The organism is Pseudomonas boreofloridensis (assembly GCF_030580795.1).
GTDB classification, from domain to species: domain Bacteria; phylum Pseudomonadota; class Gammaproteobacteria; order Pseudomonadales; family Pseudomonadaceae; genus Aquipseudomonas; species Aquipseudomonas boreofloridensis.
Map to the genome: position 1 here is coordinate 179,026 of NZ_JAUQOQ010000001.1, position 25,758 is coordinate 204,783.

A 25,758-nucleotide genomic window follows, 5' to 3' on the forward strand; every position below is an offset into this window, starting at 1 on the left:
AACATCAATCAAGAGCGGCGCACCATGAACCTCAGCAAGGTCGATCTCAACCTGTTCATCGTCTTCGACGCCATCTACACCGAGGCCAACCTGACGCGCGCCGGGCAGATCGTCGGCATTACCCAGCCTGCCGTGTCCAACGCTCTGTCACGCTTGCGTGAAACCTTCAACGATCCACTGTTCGTGCGCACCGCCCAAGGCATGGTGCCCACCCCCATGGCGCAGAACATCATCGGCCCGGTGCGCAATGCCCTGGCGCTGCTGCGCACGTCGGTGCAGGAGAGCCGTATCTTCAACCCGCAGCAAGCGAACAAGACCTTTCGCATCAGCATGACCGACCTCACCGAGGCCGTGATCCTGCCTCTGCTCTTTCAGCGCTTGCGCCGCCTGGCCCCCGCCGTGGTGATCGAAAGCTTCCTGGGTAAACGCCGGGAAACCACCAAGGAACTGGCAGCAGGACGTCTGGATTTCGCCGTGGATGCACCGCTGAACACCGACCCACAAGTGCGTCACGTCAAGTTGATGGAGGACCGCTACGTCTGCGCCATGCGCCAGGGCCATCCCCAGTCGGGTAGCACATTGACCCTTGAGCACTATCTAGGCATGACCCACATCCACATTTCCAGCCGCCGCAATGGCTTGGGTTACGTCGACCTGGCATTGGGCAAGATGGGAGTGCAACGCAAGGTGGCCCTGCGCTCGCAGCACTACCTGATGGCGTCCCAAGTACTGCAGCAAACCGATATGGTCATGACCGTACCGGAACGTTTCGCCCGACGGCACCAATTACGCTCCCTGTCTTTGCCCGTCGAGATTCCGCCGCTGGAAACGCACCTGTACTGGCACGAGAGCACAGATCAGGATCCCGCCAACCGCTGGATGCGCGAACAAATCATCGAGTTGTGTCAGCACGTGGTGGCGCAGGATGAACGAGCGCTTTCAGCAGGCCAGCCCGGAGATAACGATTAAATTTATTTCTATGTAAATCCATATATTTAGGAAATATTTCTATTTTAAAACGGAAAACATAGAAAATATGAAAGATCGTTTCTAGGTCAGGGCCTAACATGGCGGGTATCCCAGTAACCGCCTCGGATTCACTATGCCTGTCAGCCCACTCTATTTCGACTATGCCGCCACTACCCCGATCGATGATCAGGTCCTGGAAAGTATGCTGGCCTGCATGAGCCGTCATACGCACTTCGGCAACCCTGCTTCACGCGGTCACGCCTATGGACAAGCCGCCCGCGAACTGGTCGAGCAGGCGCGAGGACAAGTCGCCGGGCAACTCGGCGCGGTGCCCGACTCGATCGTATGGACTTCCGGGGCAACCGAGTCCAACAACCTTGCACTCAAGGGCATCTGTCATGGTGTGGATAAGCCAGGACACCTCGTCACCAGTCAGTTGGAGCACAAGGCGGTACTCGACACGGCCGCCTACCTTGAGCGCCAAGGTTGGACCGTCACACGCCTGGCACCGGATGACCGTGGGCTGATTCAACCTGAGGCCGTACGCGCGGCGCTGCGCCCCGACACTCGGCTCGTGTCACTGATGGCGGTGAACAACGAACTGGGCACTGTCACCGATTTCGCCCGCATCGGCCACTACGTAAGAGCGCACGGGGCGCTGCTGCATGTCGACGCCGCGCAGGCGGTGGGCAAGGTCGTGCTCGACGTCGAGCGCCAGGCCGTTGATCTGATGTCGGTGTCTGCGCACAAGGTCTACGGCCCCAAAGGCATTGGCGCTCTCTACGTCGGCGAGCGTGCGCGCCCGCTGCTGCACGCGCAGATGCACGGCGGCGGTCACGAAGGTGGAATGCGCTCTGGCACCCTGGCCACCCACCAGATCGTTGGCATGGGCAGCGCATTCGCCCTGGCGGGGCTGCTGGCCGAGGACGAACAACGTCGCATCCAGGCATTGTCACAGCGCTTGCGCAATGGGCTGCTGGGCCTGCCGGGCGTGGGTCTCAACGGCTGCGCCGAGCAGCGCATTGCACACACGCTGAACCTGTGTATTCAGGCCAAGGGTTTCAACGTCGAGGCACTGGCCTCGGAACTGGCGATCTCATCGACTTCGGCCTGCAACTCGGCCAGCAATGCAGCTTCGCATGTGCTGCTGGCGCTGGGTATGAGCCAGCAGCAGGCGCGCAGCAGCGTACGCATCAGCCTCGGGCGTTACAGCAGCGAGACGGACGTGGACAAAGCGGTCGAGGTGTTCCGCCGCGTCATCATGGCTGGAGCGAGCGCACTGTGGTAACCGCCTGATCGTGCGCAGACTGGACCAGACGCTGCAACTCACGCCGAACCATGGCCACGAAAGGCGGCGAGTCCATCTGATAGAGCTGAGCCGCCACCCAGTCGAACCACGCACCCTGCATCGCCGAACGACAGTCCAGTAGCCGCTGCGCCTGTCGCACGGCTTCAGCCTGATGCCGCTGATGAAACGCAGTACGATCCAAGGGCCGGGATCGCGCTTCGCTCATTCGCTGGCCTTGAACGTGGTCAGCTCACCCTTGCGCCACTTGGCGACCTTGCCGGTCACGGCCTTGAGCAACTTGCCCAGGCCCTCGGTGATTGGCTGATGCGCGGCGAAGACCAGCATCACGCTGTGGCCGTCGCGAAAGACGATCCCTTCGCCTTCGGCAACCGAGACGAAGGCATAGTCGCCTACGCCATAGACGTTGAACTTGATTTCGCGAAAGCGCAGTTCGAGCTTACCGCCTTCGCGACTGGGCAATACCGCAGCCCTGAAGTGGTCGCCCACCTTGAGTTCCAAGTGTTGCTTGTCGTCCACCACCAATGCGCTGTCGGTATCGATCTCAGCCATGTACAGACCGTCGGGATTCTGCTCGGTGACATAGACGAAGCGGTTCTGAAAGAGTTTGACCAGCTTGCCGCGCAAGTCGCCCAAGGCGAACAGGGCGTGGGTATCCAGTGTACTGACTGCCAATGAAGTGATCCTCGAACCTAATGTTACCCGCCGCCATGCACGGCCGTGCAGGCATGACGCGGCGGCCATTTCAACGTGAAGTCTGAAAGGTTAGTGACATGATGTGCCCGACGTCTGTGAAGCTAGGCGATACGAAGAGCAGGATTCTTTACCCTGAATCGCCAGCAGACTCCCCAGAAAACGCTTCATGCCGGTCCCACAGGGGAACCAGCACCGTCTGACAACAACGCCGCTGGAAAAGATGCAATAGATAGCGTCAGGCCCTCGGCAGATCGGGCCCTGCAACGTATCCGCGCATTTACAGGGGAAGGAATATGCACGAAAACACCGAAATCCGTCGAGAGGTCTCGAGTATTTCTTACATGCAGCAACTGACGAATACCCTGCGGTTCGTCGTTGTCCCGGCCGGAATACAGTTCTTTCACGTCACAGACCGTACTACCGGCAGGGTCAAAGGTTTCCGCCGCAGCCACCTGGAAGCCTGTGCACTGGCCCGTCTGTTGGACGGCTGTGCAGCGTGAAGCCTGCACTGCGCGCGGCGGCAAACGGCTGAAAATGCAAAAGGCCCTGCGCGTAAGCTGCAGGGCCTTGTTGCCGAACGCCTCGATCAGATCTGCCGCTGGTGGCGATCCAACTGCTCGTGGCGTTCCTGGGCTTCGATGCAGTACTTGGTGGTTGGACTGATCAACAGGCGCTGCAGACCAATCGGCTCGCCACTGTCATCGCACCAACCGAAGCTTTCGTCGGCGATGCGACCCAGGGCCATCTCCAACTGCGGCAGCAGGCGCTGATCGCGCTCGATGGCATTGACCAACCAGTGACGCTCTTCCTCGACCGAGGCCACGTCGGCGGGATCGGATGGCGTATCCAGGCTTTCGATGGTCGCGCGGCTCAGCTCGATACGCTCGTGGGTCTCGACTTTCATCGCTTGCAACATCGCGGTGAAGTACGCGAGCTGATCGGCATTCATGTAGTCATCGGCCGACATGGCCAGCAACTGTTCCTTGGTCATCGAATTCTCTATGAAAAAATGTGCATTTGGGCGATTCGGGTACCACCGGCGATGGCACGCCGATGACGGAATTCTTCAAGCGCCAACCGGCACTCTTTTGCAGGGGGCGGCAGTCTAAGGTGCCAAGCCCCGGGGGGCAACAGCCAGCGTGGGGAATTTGCCTGAAACGGCAAGGATTCCGCCGGCCGGGCTGTCGATCGGCCACTGCCGGACAGGGCAAGGCGCGCTGGCCACGGGCGTACTATGCAGCAACTCGACAGCCCCGACCAGTCGGCGATGCGACGCGGGCGGGCGCACCGCCGTCGCCCGCCACGCGCCCAATGTGTTCAGCGGTCCTTGAACTGCGCCTCGCGCTTGGCGATGAACGCGGCCATGCCCTCCTTCTGGTCTTCGGTGGCAAAGGCCGCGTGGAACACCCGACGCTCGAAGCGCACGCCCTCGCTCAAGGTGACCTCGAAGGCGCGGTTGACGCTTTCCTTGACCATCATGCTCATCGGAATCGACTTGCTGGCGATGCTTGCCGCGACCTTGAGCGCTTCTTCCAACAGCTCGGCCTGGGGCACCACACGTGCCACCAGCCCTGCCCGTTCGGCCTCCTCGGCGCCCATCAGGCGACCGGTCAGGCACAGCTCCATGGCCTTGGCCTTGCCCACCGCGCGGGTCAGACGCTGGGTACCGCCCATGCCGGGCAGCACACCCAGGTTGACTTCCGGCTGACCGAACTTGGCATTGTCCGCTGCCAGGATGAAGTCGCACATCATGGCCAACTCGCAACCGCCGCCCAGGGCGAAGCCAGAGACTGCCGCGATGATCGGCTTGCGTCGGTTGGCAATGCGGTCGGCATCGCTGAACAGGTCGTCGACGTAGATCTGCGGGTAGCTCAGTTCGGCCATCTCCTTGATGTCGGCGCCGGCAGCGAACGCCTTGGCCGAGCCGGTGATCACCACACAGCCGATGTTCGGATCGTGCTCGAGCTGGTCCAGGGCCTGGTTGACCTCGGCGACGATCTGCGCGTTCAGGGCATTGAGCGCCTGGGGACGATTGAGCGTGATCAGCCCGACTTTGCCGTGGATGTCCAGCAGGATTGTTTCGAATGCCATGCAAGCTGCTCCTTCAAAGGTTGCGCGCAATGACCATGCGCTGAATGTCACTGGTGCCTTCGTAGATCTGGCACACCCGCACGTCGCGGTAGATACGCTCCAGCGGGAAGTCTTTCAGATAGCCATATCCACCGAGCGTCTGCAAGGCGTCGGAGCAGACCTTCTCAGCCATTTCCGAAGCGAACAGCTTGGCCATCGACGCCTCGACCAATGCGGGGCGCCCGGCATCGCGCATGGCGGCGGCATGCAGCACCATCTGCCGGGCCACGGCGATGCGCGTGGCCATGTCGGCCAGGCGGAAAGCCACGGCCTGGTGTTCGAGCAGCGGCTTACCGAAACTGTGCCGTTCGCGTGCATAGTCACGGGCGACCTCGAACGCGGCGCGGGCCATGCCTACGGCCTGTGCGGCGATGCCGATGCGTCCGCCCTCCAGGTTGGCCAACGCGATGCGATAGCCCTCACCCTCCTCGCCCAAGCGATTGGCCACTGGCACCTTCACATTATCGAAAACGATCTGACAGGTGTCCGAGGCATGCTGGCCGAGCTTGTCCTCGACCCGCGCCACCTGATAACCCGGCGCGTCAGTGGGCACGATGAAGGCGCTGATACCGCGCTTGCCGGCGTCGGGGTCGGTGACGGCGAACACGATCACCACCCCGGCGTTCTGGCCTGAGGTGATGAACTGCTTGCTGCCGCTCAATACATAATGATCGCCGTCGCGGCGGGCACGGGTTTTCAGGCTGCTGGCGTCGGAGCCCGCCTGCGGCTCGGTCAGGGCGAAAGCCCCAAGCATGCTGCCGCTGGCCAGCGGGACAAGGAATTGCGCTCTCTGCTCATCGGTGCCGAAGCGCAGGATCGGTACGCATCCCACCGAGTTGTGCACGCTCATGATGGTCGAACAGGCGCCGTCGCCGGCGGCGATCTCCTCCAGCGCCAGGGCGTAGGCGACATAACCGGTGTCGCTCCCCCCCCACTGCTCCGGCACCAGCATGCCGAACAGGCCCAGCCCGGCCATTTCCTCGATGGCCTCGCGCGGGAAGCGATGCGCCTTGTCCCATTGTTCAGCGAACGGCTTGAGCCGTTCCTGAGCGAAGTCCTTCACCGCGTCGACGATCTGTTGTTGCTCGTCAGTTACCAGCATGGTTCACCTCAGTACAGGCATTCGACCGCCATCGCCGTGGCTTCGCCGCCGCCGATGCAGATGGCCGCGATGCCGCGGCGCAGATTGTTCTGGCGCAACGCCCAGAGCAGGGTCACCAGAATGCGCGCGCCCGACGCGCCGATGGGGTGACCCAGGGCACAGGCGCCGCCATGGATATTGACCTTGTCGCGGGGCAGGTCCAGATGCTTCATGGCCGCGAGCGTCACCACGGCAAAGGCTTCGTTGATCTCGAACAGGTCCACCTCGGCCAGGCGCCAGCCGGTGCGTTCGACCAGCCGCTCGATGGCCCCGATCGGCGCGGTGGGAAACAGCGCCGGACTGTCGGCAAACGCCGCATGCCCGTGGATCACTGCCAGCGGTCGCAGGCCCCGTTTCTCGGCCTCGCTGCGACGCATCATCACCAGCGCCGCTGCGCCGTCGGAAATGGAACTGGCGTTCGCCGCCGTGACCGTACCGCCGTCGCGAAAGGCTGGCTTGAGCTGAGCGATCTTGTCCAGACGCGCCTTGGGCGGCTGCTCGTCGTGCTCCACCAGCCGTTTCTGTTTGCCGTCGGTCACCTCCACCGCAACGATCTCATCAGCGAAACGGCCGTGGTCGATCGCCGCTTGTGCACGGGTCAGCGAGTCGATGGCGAAGGCATCCTGCGCCTGGCGATCGAAGCCGTTGGCCTGGGCGCAGTCCTCGGCGAAGGTGCCCATCAAACGGCCCTTGTCGTAGGCGTCCTCCAGACCGTCGAGGAACATGTGGTCGAGGATCCGGCCATGCCCCATGCGGTAACCGGCCCGCGCCTTGTCCAGCAGATACGGCGCATTGCTCATGCTTTCCATGCCACCGGCCACCACCACCTCGGCACTGCCGGCCGACAACAGGTCATGGGCCAAAATGGCCGCCTGCATGCCAGAGCCACACATCTTGTTCAAGGTGGTGCAGGTGGTGTGCTTGTCCAGACCGGCGCCCAGGGCAGCCTGTCGCGCCGGTGCCTGGCCGAGCCCGGCGGGCAGCACGCAGCCGAACAGCACCTGCTCGACACTGTCGGGTTGCAGGCCGGCGCGCTCCACGGCGGCGCGGATCGCGGCACTGCCCAATTGCGGCGCCGTGAGGCTCTTCAGATCGCCCTGCAGCCCGCCCATGGGCGTACGCACGGCACTGACGATGACGATGGGATCGTTGGCGAGGGCCATGTAGCGTTCTCCTTATCTGGCAGCCATGCGCAGCGCGCCGTCGAGGCGAATCACCTCGCCGTTGAGCATGCTGTTCTCAATGATGTGTCGGACCAGCGCAGCGTACTCATCTGGCCGCCCCAGGCGTGGCGGGAATGGCACGCCAGCGGCCAGCGAGTCGCGGACCGGCTGGGTCATGCCGGCCATCATCGGTGTTTCGAAGATGCCCGGGGCAATGGTCATCACGCGGATGCCGAAGCGCGCCAGCTCGCGCGCGGCGGGCAAGGTCAGGCTGGCCACCGCCCCCTTCGAGGCGGCATAGGCTGCCTGGCCGATCTGGCCATCATAGGCGGCCACGGACGCCGTGTTGATGATGACGCCACGCTCGCCGCCGTCCTCGGCAGGGCTTTCACTGATGGCCGCAGCGGCCAGGCGCAGCATGTTGAAGCTGCCGATGAGGTTGACGCTGACCACCTTGGCGAAGCTGGCCAGGGCATGCGGCCCCTCCTTGCCCAAGACCTTCTCGGCGCCGACGATACCGGCGCAGTTGACCAGCCCTTGCAGGCTACCGAACGCGTTCAGTGCTGCCGCTACGGCGGCCTGCGCCGCCTGCTCGTCGCTGATGTCGGCCACCGCGAAACGGGCATTGTCACCCAGTTCGCGCGCCTTGGCCTCGACCGCCTGGGCATTGAGATCGACCAGCATCACGCGGGCGCCCGCCTCCACCAGCGATTGCGCGGTGGCCGCACCCAGGCCCGAAGCGGCGCCGGTGACGATGAAATGGGAGTTCTTTAGGTTCATGGATAGCTTCCTTCAGGCGCTGGCAGCGGGGGTCTGCGCAGCCTGTTGCTTGGCGATTTCCTGGTTGCGCAGGATGAAGCGTTGCAGCTTGCCGCTGGGGGTCTTGGGCAGCTCTGCGACGAATTCGATTTCGCGTGGGTAGGCGTGGGCGTAAAGCCGCTGACGCACATGCTGACGCAGGGTTTCCTCAAGTTCCGGGCTCGGGCCATGGCCCGCGCTCAACACCACGAATGCCTTGATCAGCTCGGTGCGCTCAGGATCGGGCTTACCGATCACGGCGGCCTCGACCACCGCCGGATGCTCGATCAGCGCGCTTTCCACATCGAACGGACCGACGCGATAGCCGGAGGTGGTGATCACATCGTCGTTGCGCCCGACGAAGCTGATGCTGCCGTCGGGGTTGAGCTCGACGGTGTCGCCGGACAAGTAGTACTTGCCGACGAAGGCTTTGGTCGGCACCCCGTGATAGCCGTCGAACCAGCACAGCGGCGATTGCTCGCGGTCCACCGCCAGCACGCCGGGTTGGCCCGCCGCCAGCTCGTTGTAGCCCTCGTCCAGCACCACGATGCGATGCCCCGGCACGGCGTAGCCGGCCGAACCCATGTGGACTGGATGGGCCAGACCATGGTGGTTGCACAGCACCATGCCCAGTTCGGTCTGCCCGTAGTGGTCATGGATGGTCACGCCCAGTTCGTCGGCAAACCAGCGGATCACCTCGGGATTGAGTGGTTCACCGGCGCTGCTGACCACGCGAAGACGGCCTTTGATCGGCGCCGAAAAGGCGCTGCCAGCCGCGATCAGCAGGCGATAAGCCGTGGGCGATCCAGCCAGGTTGCTGATGCCCAGCTTGTCGATCACCCGCGCGCAGCTCTCGACGCTGAATGGACCATCGTAGAACGTGGTGGCATGCCCCAGGGCCAGCGGGCCGGTGACCGCGTAGTAGAGTCCATAGGCCCAGCCAGGATCGGCCAGGTTCCAGAAGTTGTCCTCCGGGCGCAGGTCGATGGCCTCGCGCATGTAGCCCTGAAACGCCACGATGGCGCGCAGCGGCACTTCCAGCGGCTTGGCAGGGCCGGTAGTACCGGAGGTGAACATCAGCAGGAAGGGGTCATTGCCGCTGCGCATCACCGCCTCGCGCAGGGGCTCGGCGGCGTTGCGCAATTGGGCGAAGTCGGGCTCGCCCGCCGCAGCGCCCACGGTGATGATTGCCGGCTCGCACGACAGTCCGTCGAGCTTGGGGCGGTTGTGCCGATCGGTCACCACCACACGGGCATGAGACTGCTCCAGGCGGTGCTCGATGGCCTTGGGCCCGAAGGCCGTGAACAGCGGTTGATAGACCGCCCCCAGGCGCCAGGTGGCCAGGATGGTCACCAGCAACTCGACCGTGCGCGGCATCAGCCCGGCGACCCGGTCGCCGGCGCCGACCCCGCGATCCTTGAGCACCGTGGCAAAACGCTGCGACTGCGCCTGCAACTGTTCGAAACTGTAGCGACGGGTAGTGCCGTCGCGGTCCTCGCAAATCAGCGCGATCCGGTCGGCACCGACGTGTCGATCACAGCATTCGAAACAGGCATTGAGACGCTGGAGGGTGCCGTGCAAGGCCTCCTCGGCCGTTCGGGCATAGTCGAAGGCGCGCACGGCTTCGGCATGGTCACGCATCGTCGGACTCCTGTTGTTGTTATGGGAGCAAGAGACAGGGGGTCCGACGATGTTGGCGCTGCCAGCCAGGGCCGACAATGGCCAAAGCTGTCAATGTGGTTGAGCGTTATGGCCGTGCTCGCGTTCAGCTCCCGCTGTGCCTGGGCGCAAGACCGGCCAGGGCTTCAAGGGTCAACTCCATGACCAGCGCATCGAGGGTGGCCTCCCGCTCGCTCTTCAGCGCATCCCAACGCGCGGTGTATTGCTGGCTGGACAGTTGCTCGCTCGCTTCATCGATGGCCTCGCCCCGGGCAGCGAAGTCCTGGGTGACCGAAGCGAATACCCGGTCATGTCGCTCCTGCAGGTACGTTCGCCAGAATTCTTGCTGCACCAGATACTCGACGAGCGCTTGCTCAGTCTCGGCAGCGAGCACGGTCTTCAACGCCTCATCCAGTTGCGACGGGCTGACGTCAGCCACGCTCTCGTAACGCATCGAACGCGGCTGCAATGGCAAATCCAGGGACTCGGCAAGCTGTATCCGATAGAACAGGATCACTTCGAGGTCATCGACATCGCGGCCGGTCTGGCGCCGGCCGGCGATCACCTGGCGGGCGATACGGTCCACTTGCCCCAAGCGGTACAACTGCCGCCCCAAGTGGATCAGCCGAGCACCTCGTTCCTGTACCGCACCGTAGCGGTTAGCCCTGGCCACCTCCACTTGTAGCAACAGCTCGCTGAACCGCTCGGCCAGGCCGTCCGCGCAAGTCGGGCTGTCCGATACCCGCTCGAAGACCGTGTCACGTAACGGCGCATCCTCCGCCAGCACGCCCACCATCCACGTCACCCTACCGGTGAGGTAGGCGTGGTGTGCGACGAAGTCGGCCGTGGAGTACAACTCGTCCAGCAGCGCGAAGAAACTGTCACTGCCCGGCAGCGCTTGCAGCATGTCCCATTGCGTCTGCAGCGTGAGGCGCTGCTCGGGCTCAAGATACGCCAGCCAGTGGCCTGCACCCTCCTGGCGCTCAGGCTCTGAATCCCCCTCATCGATGTCATGCAGCCGGTCGTAGTCCTGCACACTGTAAAGCCTGACGAGTTCGCGACTAGGCATGGGGTTACGCTCGAGCAGAAACGCTCTGCGATAGGACAACGGCATCATCATGATGTCGTCGGGCAGCGACATCAGTTGGTTGTCGCGTAGATCGACCCGCTGCAGCGCCCCGCACAACTGCAAGCCGAAAGGCCAAGTGGTCATATTGCAATGGCGCAGGAAAAGCTCGCGCAGGTGGGAAAGCTGATTGAAGCGCAACTGGACGAATCCCACGGGGTTGTCACTCAAGTCCAGCACCTCAAGGTTCGGCAGACCGCTGAGCACCGCCAGACCCTGGGCATTCATGCGCACCTGGTTGTGCGCCAGGCGCAATGTCTGCAGTTCCACGAGATAGCCTATCCCAGAAGGTATCGCCAGCAGTTGGTTGCGATTGAGGGTCAGTCGCCGCAGACGCGGGAAGGCTTGCAGGAACTGGGGTACAACAGCGTTGATCTGCATGTCCGTCAAGACCAGTTCGGTCACCGGCTCGAACGACACGGTACTGGGAAACGCGGGCAGGGTTCGCAGCGCCAGGCCACTGAAATCCAGACGCACGTTGGCAGGCGTATGGGAGGTCGATGAAATGGAGTTATCCTCCATGCGCCAGATACGGCGCAGCCGATCAGCCACCCGGCCACGCAGCACGCTTCTCGATTCGTTCAGTTCAGCGTCTTGCCATCCATTGAGGGCCGTATCGAGATCCTGATAGGCCTCCTGTGCCTGCAACAATGCGCTCATCGGCGAAGATGACGATAACAGCAGGCGGCGCAGATAGCGGGTCACCTGGGCGTCGTCGAAACTGGGATAGAGTGCGCGGATCGCGTTGCTGAGCGCCGGTACCGCGCCGCGCGAACCGCCAGGGCGGCGGCCGCTGAGCAGGTAGCCGACTCGACCGTCGGGTAACCGCTGTCCTGGATTGATCCAACGCGCCTGGGTCGGCCAGCCCAACAGGCGGATCAGTTGCGTATCGGAAGCGGGCAGTTGACCGATCAACACCTGACGCAAGCGTTCGGTAGCTGTACCAGGCGCAGTGACCAACGATTCCAGTTGCGCAGGCGACAACAGCGCGCTGATCGCCTCGCAGAAGCCTGCGGGCTCTTCCACCTCCACCTCGAGCGTACGTCCCTGAGCATCGTGCAGCGATACGCGTCCCTCCCGTACCATGAGCTCCGTATACGCCTGGGCACTGCCCGCCGGATTCATAATCGCCAATTGCCGACCATTGCCATCGCGCAGCAGCAGGTTGATCGAGGAAGGCCAATTAGGCACTTGGCGCAACAGCGCCAGGACCAACTCGCCCGTCTCCGCGCACGTGGCATTGGCCAGGAATAAACCTTGTACAGCACGACTAAGCCTGGCCAGACGCAACAGGGATCGGGCGCCCTGGGCAATAGCCAACGGCACCCGCTGCTCGCTACTTGCCAGCAGCCGTTGGGTGGCGCTGGCCTGCGCCACTGCCTGCGCAGCATAGGCTGGCGGCAAGCCCGGAAAATCACGGCGCACCTGTCCCAGCAGCGCGTCGTCAGCGGGCAGCACAACCTCACTGAGGTGATCGAACAGCGCCTTGCGCAGTGCAGTCTGCTGTTGCACAAGCGCCTGGCGCAATCCGTCGGCGTTCAGACCCACCAGTGACGGCTGGGCCAGACACCAGCGCTGAATCACCTCATCACCTTCCACAGCGTCGCTGCCTTCCTGCAGGCTGGCGAAAAATCGCTGCGTACGCGCATCGGCGTCGAAGCGGCGCAGGGTATCGTGCAGATTGACCGGCAGCCTGCGATTGCCGACCAACAGGCCACGCAGTTCGTCGGCATCAACCCTGGCGGCCTGGATGATCGCTCTGGCGTCCTCGGCACTGCGGGCCGTGGTCGATGGCCACAGCGTCGCAAGCATGCGCGCTTCGTCGCCCCACTCCAACGGGCGTGCTCGACGCAGTCGCCAGCAGCGCTCGCCATTGAAATCGACCACCGGTCCGAACGCCTCAGACTGCTGCGGATGACGCAGACGCCATGGACCCTGCGGGTCGGGACGGTGGATCTCGAAGCAGTCGGTGGCGTCGTAGATCCAGCGCCGCCCCTCTCGTCCATAGGAGCCGTCAGCGAGCAATTCGGCGCCATCGGCGCGGGATCGATAAGGTGACAGGTCGGTACACCATAGACGGTGACGGCCGCTGCCCAGGCTCGCCGGCTCCAGGCTGTCGACGAAGGCGCTGCGCTGGAAGCCGCGTGCGACCAGGGTCGCCCCGGTGGTAACCACGGCCGCGACCGCCAGTGTTTCGGCAACACCCAGCATATGCTCCAGCGCTTCATGCTGGTGATCCTGCAGCCAATCCCGGGCACCCTCGTAAACCTGCGACAGGGTCTGCGCCGCAAGCAGTCCCAGCAGCAACTCGCCGACACCGGGAATGAACAGACCGGCCAGATTGACCAATCCAAGCCCGGCCGACGTCCAGGCTTGCAAGCGCTGGACTCGGCCAGTGCGGTCGGCATCGGCGGTCGGCACCAGCAGCAGCCGTGCATCGTCGTGAATGCACTGCACCTGTCGATGCACCCACTGCACGAACACATCCCCCTCAGGGGTTACGCCCTCCAGCGCCAGGTCCGGACGCGGGTCACTCAGGCGAGTCGCCAACAACCGAAGAAACGCCGGCCGTTCGCGCAGGGCGATCAGGCGGCTGAAACGTTCGCGGTAGACAGGTTCGCGCAGGCGCTGCACCAAGGTTACGGCCAGTGTGTGCCAATCAGCGAAGCGCTCGATGGCCCGCTCCGGATCACTGGGCAGATACAGCACCAGCCCTTGCGCTTGACCTTCGCTGTCGCGCAGCAGAATGACCATGGCGCCGTTGGTGGTGCAGCCAAGGAGGCTCAACAATCCAGGATAGCCCCGCAGCCCCTGCTCGTTGGCGTCGCGGTGTCCACGCGCGACCTCGTCCAGCGCGATCTGCTCGTAAGCGCTCAATTGACCTTTGAGCGCTGCGATCTCTGCCGCCAAGCTCAACCCGGCACGCTTGTCGTCAGCCAGGCTGGCACAGGTAGCAGCATCGAAAACCTGCTGCAATTGACGCTGATACTGTGAACCGACGTCCAGCGCTCGACAGGCATTGGCCAGCGCACTGGGTGTATCGGACAACAGCGTGTCGCTGCCGGCCGCCACCAATCCGCTACCGGCCAACAGCTCATCGCCCTCACTGAAATTCTGCATCAGGCGCAGCAACCCCGGCTCACGAACTGTCACAGGCCGGTAGAACGGCCAATGCACGCCGGGCAGTAGACCAAACTCGCGGCGGACCTCCAGCCATTGCAGGTCTTCGAGCTTCACCTGCGACGACGCCCCATCGCGCAGCAGCGTACTCAGCCGCTGCTGCGCGAAGGCTTGCAGGGGAATCAGGTCCAGCGTGGCGGCGCGCACGCGCCGTTGGCTGGCCTGATGCTGCGCGAAACGGTCCCGCAGCCGGTTGATCTGGGCCGCAGACGCCCGGCGCAACCAAGCAGGCAGGGCGTCACCGATGAACGCATCGGTGGCCGCCTGCAGGCGGGCAGCGTCGTCTGGACTTGCAGCGTGTGATTGTGACATGGCACGTTCCTCGAGCGATAAACGCCCAGAGTGCCCAGAGGCGAGTGTCATCCGCAGCGGGAAACCTGTCACACATTGGTGCTCGAATGGGGCTTACCCTGCTCCGGCATCCACCTCGGCCAAGGCTTCCCGGGTCAGACGCAAGCGCAACGCGGCGATCGCTTCGCGCTGCTCGTGCGCCACGGTCTCGACTTGACTCAGATAGACCGCATCACGCGTCGAATGGGTGACGTGCAGCTTCTCCAAGCGCTCCCAGAATGGCGCTCGCACCGCGTTGAACGCAGCGGCATGCTCGGACTCCAGATTGTCGATCCAGAAGTCTTGCTTACTGATGGACTGAGCCAGTTCCTCGCCAGCCTCGGCTGCGTGCACTGCGGCGGCCACTTGACGCAACTGGTCTGCGCTGACCTCGGCCAAGGCCGAGAACTGCATGGTGCGTGGTTGTCCCGGCAACTCGAGTTGCGCCGCGAGCCCCACGCGATACGCCAGCATCACCTCCACCTCGTCGACCGTCTGGCCACGTGTCCGGCGTTGAGTGATGTCGGCCAGCGCTGCTTTCTGTACCTGCTCCAGACGAAACAGCCGACGCGCCAGACGCAGCAACGCCACGCGCGCCATGACCGGGTCACGTACGCTACCCACCTCCTGAGCGATGAACAAGCGCACTTCCAGAGCACTGAAACAGGACGCGACACTGTCCACGCACGTACGCTCATCGGCCACCAGGGAAAACAGCTCGTTGCGCAAGGTGGTGTTCTCGCTAGCCGCTTCGACCAGCGTCCAGACCCGTTGCCTCAGGTCCGCTGGGATCTTGCGAAAATCACTGGTCACGGTCATTTCGGCAAGCAGCCTGAAGAACTCTTCGCTCTGCGGCTCTTGCCGCAGGGCTTGCCACTGCTCCCAGCGGACGGTGCGTTGCGGCTCCTCGAGCGACTCCAGCCACAGGTCGCGGGCACCGTCCACCAGCAGCGCTTGCTCCCCAGCCTGCGCGGGTAGCGGTTCTACGATACCGACACGGCGCCTGATCGCAGCAGGCAGGGGGTTGCCCTCCAGACGCAAAGCCTGGATGAAGGATTGGGAGGACTCGAGAATTGACTGGGGCAACGAATGAATGTGGTTATCGCGCAGGTCGGCGTTTTCCAACAGCCCGCACCAGTCCAGATCGACCGGCACGGCGGGTAGATTGGCACTGCGCAGGTTCAGTTGACGCAAACGCACCAGCGGTCGCAACTGCAGGCTGACAGCACCCAAGGGATTGAAACTCAGATCCAGCGTGCGCAGGCTGGTCAGCGTACGCAGGGTGCTCACACCGGCATTGTTGAGGATGATCTGATTAGCCTCCATGCGCAGATTTCGCAGCTTGGGCAGGCGCGCCAAGGCTTCGGGAATCTGGCGCAGGGCATTGTTGCTGACATTCAACCAACGCAGTTCGCTGAAGCAGTTCAAGAAGTCGGGCGGTAGGCTCTCCAGCCCCAGGTTCGTCAGGACCAACTCTCCCACGTGGCTGAAATCGATGTCTGCCCCCAGGTCCGGCAGGCTGCGCAGCGGCAGACCGCTCAGATTCAGGCGCACGCCATAGGACCTGCCGTGCACATCGAGAATGACCTCACCGTTCAATCGCCAGGCCCTGCGCAACTGGCTGGCAACCTGTCGGCGCGCTTGGGCGTTGAGTAAGGTTCTGGCACGGTCCACCCACAGCGCCAGTCGCTGCTCTAGCTGGCTGTACTGCTCTTCCAGGGCCAGCATGGCGCTGTAGGCAGTTTCCGGATTCGCCATCATCGCATTCAAGTGGGACTCGACCTGATGGTCGTCGAACTCGCTATACAAAGCGCCGATACGCCGGCGCAGCAGGTCGCGAGAGGTTCCGGTGCCAGCTTGGCGACCGCTGAGCAGATACCCTACGCGACCATCAGGCAGGCGCCGCAGAGGGCTGACCGGTTCACCGACATCACGGATGTTCATCAACGCCAGAAGCGCGACGCGCGAGCTGGGCAGCCAACTGCGCAGCCGCTGACGCAAGGCTTGAGCACCGTCCGTGACAGGCAATGCCAGACGCGTGCGATCAGCCTGCGGCAGACAGGCATACAGCGCTTCGAACAGTCCAAGCGGCTGTGCGACAACCAGGCTCGATGCGGCCCCCTGACTGTCGTACAGGCGCATCACCCCCTGGTCGGCAACCATGACCTGGGTCGTGGTACTCGATTCGAAGGCCGCCAGACGTCCGAGCAAGTGCCCGGCGAAGGTGCCCTGGCGCAGCTCCAGGGTGACCGAAGCGGGCCAGTCCGCGTAGCGGTTCAACAATGCGAAGATCAACTCCACCGCGCCCAGTCCATGACTGTCGGGCAGGAACAGCCCCTCACGCATGCGCGTCAGCCTTGCCAGTTGGAGCATCTGGCGGGCGTGCTGTGCAACGCCCAGGGGGATACGTTGCTTGCTGCGCAGGGTGACCCGGTCTTTCATCGACACGCGTTCGAGTGCTGCCAGGGCATAGGCATCCGGCAGACCTGGAAAATCACGCTGCAGTATGTGCAGAACGGAATCGGTGCGCAGGTAGCGCCGCGAGAAATGCTCAAGCAGGCGAGGACGCAAGGTGTACGCCGACTCTGCCAGGCTTTCGGCCTGCGCCTTCTGGGATACATCCTGAATGCCCAACTGATCCACGCAGAACTGCCACAGCGCTGGATCGGCATCTCCTTCGGCCAACTGCGCAAAGAAGGCATCGATCCGGTTCTGCACAGCGAACCGCTCAAGCGTGTCTCGCAGTTGCACCGGCACTGGGCGAGCCTCGACCATCAAGCCGCGCAAGTGCACCTCGTCGATCCCTGCCACGCCTAGCACTTGGCGCTGTTGCTCGTCGTTCAAGCCTTCTGCCGCTGGCCACAGACGCTCCAGCAAGGTCGTCTGCGACCATTGCTGCGCACGCTCGAACTGCGAGCGCCAGGCACGCTCGCCGTTAGACTCCAGCGCCGGGCCGAAGCCTTGCGCATCGGAGCCATCGAGCAGGCGCCAAGGCCCATTGTTGCCTGCGGCCCAGACCCTGTAGCTCACATCCCGTGTGCGCCACCACAGGTGTGTGCCGTCCCCGTGCAAACCGTTTTCCAGTGCGATCGATACCGCCGGCGGTGGCGGCGCCTGATAGGGCGTCAAGTCATTACGCCACAGGCGACGCTCACCGCGCGAGTTGGTGACAGGCTCCAAGCTCTCGACAAAGTCGCTGCGCACAAACTGTCGCGCCACCAGCGTCGCACCTGCCGCCAGCGCGGCGTTGACCGCCACGGTCTCGGCAACGCCCAGTAGGTGCTCCACCGCCTCGTAGCGATGACCAAGGGTCCAGTGCACGACGCCCTCGCACAACTGGCTCAAGGTCTGGCGAAGCAGATCGGCCAATAGCAAGGTGCCTATGGCCGGCACGAATAGTCCGGCCAGCCCCATCACGCTCCAGCCTGCCGAGACCAGGGCCTGCTGCAGCCCAGCGCGGTGGGCGCTATCGGCCTGGGCAGTGGGGACGGCCAGCGCTCGCGCATCGTCGCGGATGCGCGACACCCGCACCCGCGCCATGGCATCGAACAAGGCCCCTTGGCGAGCAGCCACGGTCGGTTCCAGGTCGGGCTCCGGATCGAGCAGGCGCTTTTCCAACCTGGCCAGCCAGTCGGCCCGCGCCGACACAGAAACATGCATGCACAGCGCCTGCAAGGTCTCAGGCTGCCTGGCCAGGCTGAGCAGAAAGTCGTTTACTGCACGCCAGTTGATGAAATGCCGCACCGGTTGCAAGGCATCCTCGGGCATCAGCAGCAGAACCCCGATGATCGGAGGCAACATGGGTAGTGCGTACAGCCCCCCCATGCGCCCACGCATCTCCACCGCCAGCACACCCGTCAGCGCGGCGCCGAGCACTTGCACCTCGGCGCATTGAACGAACCGGGCGTAGCGATGCCGGGGGCGCCTGCCCGCCGCAAGGTCGAGCAACAGTTGCTTCTCATCCTGCGGCAATTGCCGCCGAGCATCGGCAATCCGTGTGGCCAACACGAAAGAAGCGCGCAGGTCGTTCGCCAGGTCTTGCATGAACTGCGCATTGAATACCGTCGACAGATGATCCTGGTAAGCGGCCCCCACATCGGTCTCGCGGCACACACTCACCACGCCAGCGCTGTCCTGGGTCAGCACGACTTCGGCCAATGCGGCCTGGGCGCTGGCCGGGTAGATCAGCGCTGTTCCCTCATAGAAAGACTCGCCACTGGAAAAATTCTGCATGAGCCTGGGCAAGGCCGGCTCCGAGACAAAATAGGGCTCATCCGACGGGAGCTGGTCCGGCTTGACGGTGAATCGCCGGCGTTGTTCGCGCCACCACACCTTGTCCAGGTCGACGGTCAACTGCAATCGATAATGCAGCGCATCAGTCAATCGCTGCCTGGCGAAGCGATCCAGCGGTTCGAGTGCAGAGAGCTGATGGGTCAATGCACGCCGATGCTTGCCATGCTCGGCGAAGGCATCGCGCAGGTCCATCAGTTGCTGCGCGCTGGCCTTGGTCAGCCAGTCAGGCAAGATCTGCTGGATGAATGGGTCAGTGGCGTGGGAAATGTTGTCGTGAACCGAATCGTGCTGCATGGCGGGCAATCCAGGTGTGGGAATCTCGCCACCTTCGCCCCCGTCTCTCGCGCAAATCAGTCGGAATCGCTTGCCTGGCGGGTCTGCACCAGCGTGCGGTAGTGCCCGGGGTTGCAACCGAACCATTTGCGAAAGGCTTTGTAAAAAGAACTGGCATCGGCAAACCCGAGACGCTCGGCGATCTCGGCCATCGCCACCTGCGACTCGCTCAGCCAGGCAATCGCCAACTCTCGTCGTGCGCTGTCCTTGAGCCCCTGGTAGGTCTGCCCCTCCTCGGCGAGACGGCGGCGTAACGTCGATACCGACAGGCACAGTTGGGACGCCAGACCGTCGGCGTCTGGCCAGGCGTCGGGGGGCAGGCGCAGCAGGTCGCTGCGTATACGCCGCGCCAAGCTGTCGGGATCGCGGTACTTGACCAGGATGTTGGCCGGCGCCTGGGCCAGAAAACGCTGCAACTCCTGGGGCGTGCGGCGGATCGGCAGGGCCAGACAGTCCGCGGCGATGATCATGCGCGTACAGGGCCGGTCGAACTGCAGGTTCTCCGAGAACATCACGCGATAGTCGTCGCAGAAAGGCGGCTCAGCGCAGCGCAGCTCAATGGCCAGAATAGGGATGCGCCGCCCGGCCAGCCAGCACGCCACCCCGTGGACGATCATCCAGAAGGTGAAATAGGTGAACGCCCGGCGCGGCTCGTCGTGAGGCTCGCCCAAGACAATTTCAGCCAGACTGTGCTGGCGCACCAGGGTGGGCTGCAGGTCGTCGAGCATCAACGTCAGAAATTCGAGCAATGTCTCCAGCCCTTCACCGACACTCGGCTGCACCCTGCTCGCCCGGCACATGAAGGCCAGACTGCCGCTGCGTAGACCCCTTCGGTCCATGGCGAAGAACTCGTCATTGCAGCGGCGCGCCAGCAGACGCCAGAGCCGCGCATAGGCCCGGGCAGGTACCCGCGCGCTGGCCACTTGCAGCAGTTGCGGATCGATTCCGGCCCGGGTCAGCAACGCGGCCACGGGAGCGTCCTGTGGGCAGGACTGGACCAGCGCCTCGCGCACCAGTTGCATGGAAATGCTGTCTTTCTCGCTCATCGCCTGCCCAGATCGCCCTGTGCGAGCCATCTTAGAGGCAACGAAGAAAAACACCAGCCTCCCTGCGCTCAATCGCCCCCCTCGCCCGCCTCCTTGGCCAGTGCCTGCTGCGTCAAGGCCAAGGCCTTGGCCTGGACCGCGCTGTCACAGGCCTTGGCAATGGCTTTGGCCTGGGCATCGTACTGCGCGTCGGTCATGCTCTGGCGATCAGCGTAGAGCGTCTCCATCTGCTCGGCGAAAGGTTCGCGGATCAGGTCGAATGCACTCCTGTGGCGCCGTTGCAGATGATCGAACCAGAAGCTCCGTTGACTGATGTCCAGCGCCAGGCGGTCGCTGGCTTCGGCCTCACGGACTGCGGCTTGGGCAGCGCTCAGGTCCTGCTGACTGACATCGGCGATGGTCTCGAACTGCAACGTACGCGCCTGGCCGGGCAGGTCCAGTTCGCGCGCCAGCCCCACGCGGTAGGCCAGGCTGACCTCGACCTGATCGACATCGGTCCCTCGGGCCTCGCGTTGGCGCATGTCCTGCAGCGCATAGGCTTGCACTTGATCCAGGCGGAAGAACCGACGCGCCAGGCTCAACAACTGCGCTTCGGTATCGGCGCCTGCGGCATCCTCCACCGAGGCACTGAGCATATTCACCTCGAGCAAACCGAAATTGGAGATGACGCTGTCGACACAGGTACGCGGCTCACTGGCCAAGGCGAAGGTGCGCTCGCGTAAGGTGGTATGTTGCTCGAGCCTGTCGAACATCGCCCACAGCCGCGCCTCCAGATCAGCGCGGGCCAGGCGGAAGTCACTGGTTTCGGTCAGTTCCGAGACGAGGGTGAAGAAGTCGCCACTGCCCGCTTCAGCCAGCAGGCGATTCCACTGCGCCGTGCGCAGGGCACGCTGGGTCGTATCCAGATGCTCCATCCAGCGGCTGATCTGAAAGGCATCGCCTTCGCTGCTCAGCTCGCTGTCGGAGGTTCTGCTGGGCTCGAACCACAACTCCCGGTAGACCTCCGGCAGCGGATTGCCGGCCAGCAACAGCCTGCGCCGCCAATCCAGACGCTGGGTTCGCAGAGCGAGCGGTAAGTCGCTGATCTGGTTGTCGCGTAAATCCACGGACTCCAGAGACACGGCATGCTCCAGCGAACGTGGCACCTCGGTCAGACCGACGTCGCGCAAGCCCAATTGGCGCAGGCGCGGCAAACGGTCGAGCGCAAGGGTGAAATTGCCAAAGTGGTTATCGCTCATGTCCAGCACTTGCAGTCGCGGCAGACCGGTCAGCAGTGCAAAGCTGGCATCGTTCATCTGCAACTCATTGTGTGACAAGGTCAGTTCCCGCAAATGCCGGGTGTAGCTGAGCGCTTGCGGGAGCGCAGTGAGCGAGTTGTTGTCCAGATTCAGCGTCAACAGGCTGCGAAACGCCTGCAGGAAGCTGCTAGGAACATCACGCAGTTGCATGTTCGCCAAACTGACTTCGCTGACATGACTGAAACCGTCCTGCCCGCTCAAGTCTGGCAGGGCACCCGCAGCGATACCGGAGAGGTCCATGAACATGCCCGGATCGCCATTGGCCTGCGGCCGACCCGCCTGCCCCTGAAAGCGCCAGCAGCGCTTGAGCTCGTCTGCCACCCTGCGCCGCTGCGGGCGGCGGGCCACGCTTTCGGTGCGTTCTACCCAGCGATCCAAGGTCTGCTCCAAGCGGGAGAACTCCCGCTCCAGATCCAGCAAAATCGTGAACGGCGAGCCAGGCTGTTCGTCCAGCACTCGCAGGAACAGCTCCAATTGTCGCTCGCTGAAACCTGGATAGAGGCTGCGTACGCGGTCCTGCAACGTGCGCTCGGCAAGATGGTTGCTGGTCCCGCGTCCACTTAGCAGGTAGCCGAAGCGCCGATCCGGCAACGGTTTCGGCGCACGGAAGGTGGGCTTTGAAGCCATGATGCCCATCATTTCGTGGAGCGTGGCGCGGTCGCTGGGTAGACGCTGCTGCAGTCCTGCGCGAAGGGCTGCAACTCCGTGCTCGCCAGAGCACGCCAGGCGCGTGCGATCGCCTTCCGGCAGGAAATGCCACAGCGTTTCGACGAGCCCCCTGGGCTGCGGGGGCATGGGGTACACCGGTACGCCGTTTTCATGAACCCACATCTGCCCGTCACGCCAGACCAGCACCTTGGGCATCACGCCCTCCTGTTGAGGGTAAAGCTCGGCGACAAGCCTGCCTTGTGCCGAACCCTCGCGCACCTGGAAATTGATCTCCGGCGGCCAGGCAGGCGCTTGGCGCAACAGCGCGAACACCAACGTTGGCAGGTCCGGATGATAGGCATTGTTGAGGTAGAGGCCCTGCAAGGTGCGGCATACCCTTGCCTGCTGCAAGGCCAGCCTGGCCCGCTCGGCCAGGGCCAGGTCCAGGCTACCCTTGACCCTCAGCCGCTGCTGCTGCTGGGTGCTGGCCTGCTCGAGGAGCGCCGCAGCATAGGTATCGGGCAATCCGGGGAAGTCCCGCTGGATGATCGCCATCGCACCGTCTTTCGAGGCGCTTTCGCTCAAGTGCGCCATGAGTTTCTGTCGAAGCGCAGGCGCCTGGTCCAGAATGGCTTGCGTGCACAGTGGTGCAGCGCGCTGCTCAACGGGCAATTGCTCCAGGCAGTACTCGAACAACTGAATGTCATGAAGTTGCGGCTTTTGCCCAGTGGCCAGGAAGAACTTGTCGATGCGGGTATCGGCCGCGAAACGCTGTAGCGTATCGCGCAACTGCATCGGCAACGGCCGCTGCTCACTTACCAACCGACGTAGTTCGGCATGCTCGATATCGGCGATCTTCAAGATCAAGTCGATGCGCGCGGCGTCCAGCTCCGAGGACACTGGCCACAGACGCTCCAACAGGCCAAAGCCGCCGTGCCACTCCTGCGGCCGCTGCCAGGCCAGACGCCAACCGTACTCACCGTTCCATTGCAGCGCCGGTGCGAACCCTGGCTGGCCATCCGTGCGCTCGAGGCGCCATTGACGGGTCAGCGGATCACGACGCACGGGATGAAAATGCCCCTCGTACAGCCACCAGCGCTGGTCGCCGTGATGATACAAACCGTCTGCACCACGGTATGCGTGCGGCGGCTTGCGTGCCACGCGAAACGGTGCAAGATCTTGCGACCACAAGCTAGCCGTCTCCGAGGCCGGCTCCACCGGAACCAATTCATCGACGAATGCGCTGCGCTTGAAACCACGCGCCACTGCCACCCCCCCTGCAGCGCCCAGGGCGTTCACGGCGACGACCTCCGCCACCCCTAGCATGTGTTCAAGGGCTTCATGCTGATGTCCCCGCGACCAGTCGTGCACCGACTCGTACAGTTCCTCGAGCACCTGAACCACGGTCGCAGCCAGCATGAGCTGTCCCAACTGGGGCACGAACACCGCAGCCAGTTGCAGCAGGTTCAACCCGACCTCCTGCAAGGTCTGCAGACGGTGCAATCTGACGTGGCTGTCAACGTCAGCCACCGGCACCAGCAAATAGCGAGCGTCCTCCTTGATCCGCGCCACCTGCAGCCTGGCGAGTTCATCGAACAGCTCAGCACCGGCCGCCTGCCCGGTCACCTCCAAGTCTGGGACCGGATCGCTCAGGCGTTTGCGCAGGAGCAGTTGCCACTGGCTTTTCGCCTCAAGCGCAATCAAGGCAAACAGAGCCTGAGCCTGCCGAGGATCGCTCAACAGGGTCACCAGATGGGCGTTGAGGTCCTCCAGATTGGCGAAGCGCTGCAGGGGATGGTGGGGCAGGTAGAGCAGCAAACCGGCGCTGGGGCGGGCCATGTGCTGCGATCCGGCATCGGACAGTTCGATGATCAGCGCGCCCAAGAGCGCGTGCCCCAGCACGGACAAGTGCTTGATGACCACCGCCGGCTGCCTGGGATTCGGCGCTGCCTGCTCGCCCAAGGTGTGCTTGAGGTTGACGACATCGGCTTCGGTGATGCCCTGCTGCAGGCCTGCAAGCTCGACGGCCAGGGCCAGACGCTTGCGCTGATCCTGCGCCAGCAACTGGCTAACCGATGCATTGAAGAAGGTCTGCAGGTAGGTTTGGTACTGCGCGCCGACATCGGCGGTACGGCACGCCTGCGCCAGTCGAGCACTGTCCACCACCACGGCCGCGGCGGCGGCCGAAGCGCCGCGGCGCGGTTCAATCAGCCCGCTCTTGGCATCGAAGCTCGACCCTGAAGGGAAGTTCTGCATCAGGTGGCTCATGGCCGTGTCGTAGGTGTAGTGGTCGCGTAGCGCTTCAGCGCCCATCATGCTGTAGCTGTCCCAGCGCTCCCGCCAGATCGCATGACGCAGGTCGACCTTGACCTTGAACGTGTGCTCCAGAACCGCGCTCAGCCGTTCGCGCGCGAAGGGTTCGGGGGCTGCCAAACTCTTGAACAGGGGCTGCAATCGATGCTCGATCACACGGTGGTCGTCGAAGCGGGTGCGCAACGCGGCAATCTGCTCGACAGACGCGGCATGCAGCCAGTCGGGCATGTGTTCGGAAATGAAGCGGTCGATGTGATCGGGTGAGGCGACGGCGCTAGCCATGTGAGGCTCCTGGTGAGGGATCGCTCACCACCTTGTCCGATCGCGGCCAGGGCGCTCAGCAGGAACTCTGCCCCGCCACCGCCTTCACGTACCGGCCAATGCCATGAACGCCTGGATCAGGCGCAGCTCGCGTCGGCGATCCAGGCAGCCCACCCAGTGCTGATTGACCAGCCCCTCGCCCGTCAGACACAACGCTACCAACCTGGGGTCATGGGACAACTCGGTGGACGACACCACGCCGATCCCCAATTCAGCGGCCACGGCTTCGTTGACCGCCTCGCGACTGCTCAGCTCCAGCAACACCTGGGGTTGGATTCCGGCCATGGCGCAGGCCTTGTCGAAGGTGCGGCGAGTGACCGAACTCGGCTCGCGCAGCACCATGACCTGTTGCTCCAACGTGGACAGCGGCAGCGCCTGCTGCGAAACAGCCCAGCGGTGGCCGACCGGCAGCAGCACGCAGAGTCGCGACTGACACAGCGGCTGCAGGTATAGCCCCTTGCGCGGCTCGGTTTCAGTCAGTACAGCGACATCGACATGCTCGCCCAGCAGCGCCGCCAGGGTGTCCTGGGCATTGCCCAGGCGCAGGTTGACGCTGATACCCGGATAGCGCTCGCGCAATTTGGCCAGTATGGGCATCACCCGATGCGGCCCATCGGCGGCCACCTCCAGGCGCCCACTCAACAACTGGCGATTGGCCTCGAGCATGACCTGGGCTTCCTCGGCCAAGCCGAACATCGCTCGCGTGATAGCTGCCAGCCGCGTGCCCTCCTCGGTCAGTTCCACGCGCCGGGCAGTGCGTCGTAACAACGTGATCTGGTAATGCTCTTCGAGCGCCTTGACGTGTCCGGTCACCGCGGGCTGGCTGATGAACAGACGCTCTGCTGCGCGAGTGAAGCTGCCCTCACGCGCAACGGCGTCAAACGCACGAAGCTGAAACAAATTCATAACTATCGGCCTTACTTATAGCTGGGATACCTACAAACAATTTGATTGATAGGCTTCACCATTGCAACCTGACCACGTCGATTTTTGGCCCCTGCCACGCGA

16 protein-coding genes are annotated in these 25,758 nt (G+C 63.6%); 3 read left to right on the top strand and 13 right to left on the bottom strand.

What is annotated here, in order from left to right; genetic code table 11:
* The first annotated feature begins 24 nt into the window (after nucleotides 1–24).
* Nucleotides 25–969 (top strand): LysR family transcriptional regulator, encoded by a 945-nt coding sequence (locus Q6A47_RS00745; protein ID WP_304482571.1) that lies wholly within the window; start codon nucleotides 25–27, stop codon nucleotides 967–969.
* A 133-nt stretch (nucleotides 970–1,102) separates the two neighbouring features.
* Nucleotides 1,103–2,257 (top strand): cysteine desulfurase family protein, encoded by a 1,155-nt coding sequence (locus tag Q6A47_RS00750; RefSeq protein ID WP_304482572.1) that lies wholly within the window; start codon nucleotides 1,103–1,105, stop codon nucleotides 2,255–2,257.
* Here Q6A47_RS00750 and Q6A47_RS00755 read toward each other — a convergent pair.
* The gene (locus tag Q6A47_RS00755) at nucleotides 2,229–2,483 is read right to left on the bottom strand and encodes a hypothetical protein (protein WP_304482573.1); all 255 of its coding nucleotides are present in this window, start codon (nucleotides 2,481–2,483) and stop codon (nucleotides 2,229–2,231) included. The two genes, Q6A47_RS00750 and Q6A47_RS00755, sit on opposite strands and share 29 nt — an antisense overlap.
* A complete protein-coding gene (locus Q6A47_RS00760; RefSeq protein ID WP_039578521.1) occupies nucleotides 2,480–2,950 on the bottom strand; it encodes a hypothetical protein in 471 nt (156 codons plus the stop codon). Before Q6A47_RS00760 ends, Q6A47_RS00755 begins: the two co-directional genes overlap by 4 nt.
* A gap of 314 nt (nucleotides 2,951–3,264) precedes the next feature.
* Between Q6A47_RS00760 and Q6A47_RS00765 the strand changes: the two genes are divergently transcribed.
* Entirely contained in the window at nucleotides 3,265–3,471 is a 207-nt protein-coding gene (locus Q6A47_RS00765; RefSeq protein ID WP_304482821.1) for a hypothetical protein, read from the top strand.
* Nucleotides 3,472–3,557: 86 nt separating this feature from the next.
* Here the strand turns inward: Q6A47_RS00765 and Q6A47_RS00770 are convergent, their stop codons facing one another.
* From Q6A47_RS00770 to Q6A47_RS00820, 11 genes are all read right to left on the bottom strand, one after another.
* Nucleotides 3,558–3,962, bottom strand: coding sequence for a TraR/DksA family transcriptional regulator (locus Q6A47_RS00770; RefSeq protein ID WP_029612337.1), 405 nt, complete (start codon nucleotides 3,960–3,962; stop codon nucleotides 3,558–3,560).
* A gap of 326 nt (nucleotides 3,963–4,288) precedes the next feature.
* The gene (locus Q6A47_RS00775) at nucleotides 4,289–5,062 is read right to left on the bottom strand and encodes an enoyl-CoA hydratase (RefSeq protein WP_295482913.1); all 774 of its coding nucleotides are present in this window, start codon (nucleotides 5,060–5,062) and stop codon (nucleotides 4,289–4,291) included.
* A 13-nt stretch (nucleotides 5,063–5,075) separates the two neighbouring features.
* Nucleotides 5,076–6,203: an acyl-CoA dehydrogenase gene (locus tag Q6A47_RS00780; protein WP_304482577.1), complete on the bottom strand. Its 1,128-nt coding sequence runs from the start codon at nucleotides 6,201–6,203 to the stop codon at nucleotides 5,076–5,078.
* Between the two features lie 8 nt (nucleotides 6,204–6,211).
* Nucleotides 6,212–7,405, bottom strand: coding sequence for an acetyl-CoA C-acyltransferase (locus tag Q6A47_RS00785; protein WP_304482578.1), 1,194 nt, complete (start codon nucleotides 7,403–7,405; stop codon nucleotides 6,212–6,214).
* Nucleotides 7,406–7,417: 12 nt separating this feature from the next.
* Complete coding sequence (locus Q6A47_RS00790) at nucleotides 7,418–8,185, bottom strand: SDR family NAD(P)-dependent oxidoreductase (RefSeq protein WP_304482579.1); 768 nt, start codon at nucleotides 8,183–8,185, stop codon at nucleotides 7,418–7,420.
* A 12-nt stretch (nucleotides 8,186–8,197) separates the two neighbouring features.
* Entirely contained in the window at nucleotides 8,198–9,844 is a 1,647-nt protein-coding gene (locus Q6A47_RS00795; RefSeq protein WP_304482580.1) for an AMP-binding protein, read from the bottom strand.
* 124 nt (nucleotides 9,845–9,968) lie between these two features.
* Nucleotides 9,969–14,480, bottom strand: coding sequence for an NEL-type E3 ubiquitin ligase domain-containing protein (locus Q6A47_RS00800; protein ID WP_304482581.1), 4,512 nt, complete (start codon nucleotides 14,478–14,480; stop codon nucleotides 9,969–9,971).
* A gap of 93 nt (nucleotides 14,481–14,573) precedes the next feature.
* Nucleotides 14,574–19,085 (bottom strand): NEL-type E3 ubiquitin ligase domain-containing protein, encoded by a 4,512-nt coding sequence (locus tag Q6A47_RS00805; protein ID WP_304482583.1) that lies wholly within the window; start codon nucleotides 19,083–19,085, stop codon nucleotides 14,574–14,576.
* Between the two features lie 56 nt (nucleotides 19,086–19,141).
* On the bottom strand, nucleotides 19,142–20,170 hold the full coding sequence (locus Q6A47_RS00810; RefSeq protein ID WP_304482585.1) for an AraC family transcriptional regulator: 1,029 nt from the start codon (nucleotides 20,168–20,170) through the stop codon (nucleotides 19,142–19,144).
* Between the two features lie 68 nt (nucleotides 20,171–20,238).
* The gene (locus tag Q6A47_RS00815) at nucleotides 20,239–24,711 is read right to left on the bottom strand and encodes an NEL-type E3 ubiquitin ligase domain-containing protein (RefSeq protein WP_304482586.1); all 4,473 of its coding nucleotides are present in this window, start codon (nucleotides 24,709–24,711) and stop codon (nucleotides 20,239–20,241) included.
* Nucleotides 24,712–24,795: 84 nt separating this feature from the next.
* Nucleotides 24,796–25,656: a LysR substrate-binding domain-containing protein gene (locus Q6A47_RS00820; protein ID WP_304482587.1), complete on the bottom strand. Its 861-nt coding sequence runs from the start codon at nucleotides 25,654–25,656 to the stop codon at nucleotides 24,796–24,798.
* Between the last annotated feature and the right edge of the window lie 102 nt (nucleotides 25,657–25,758).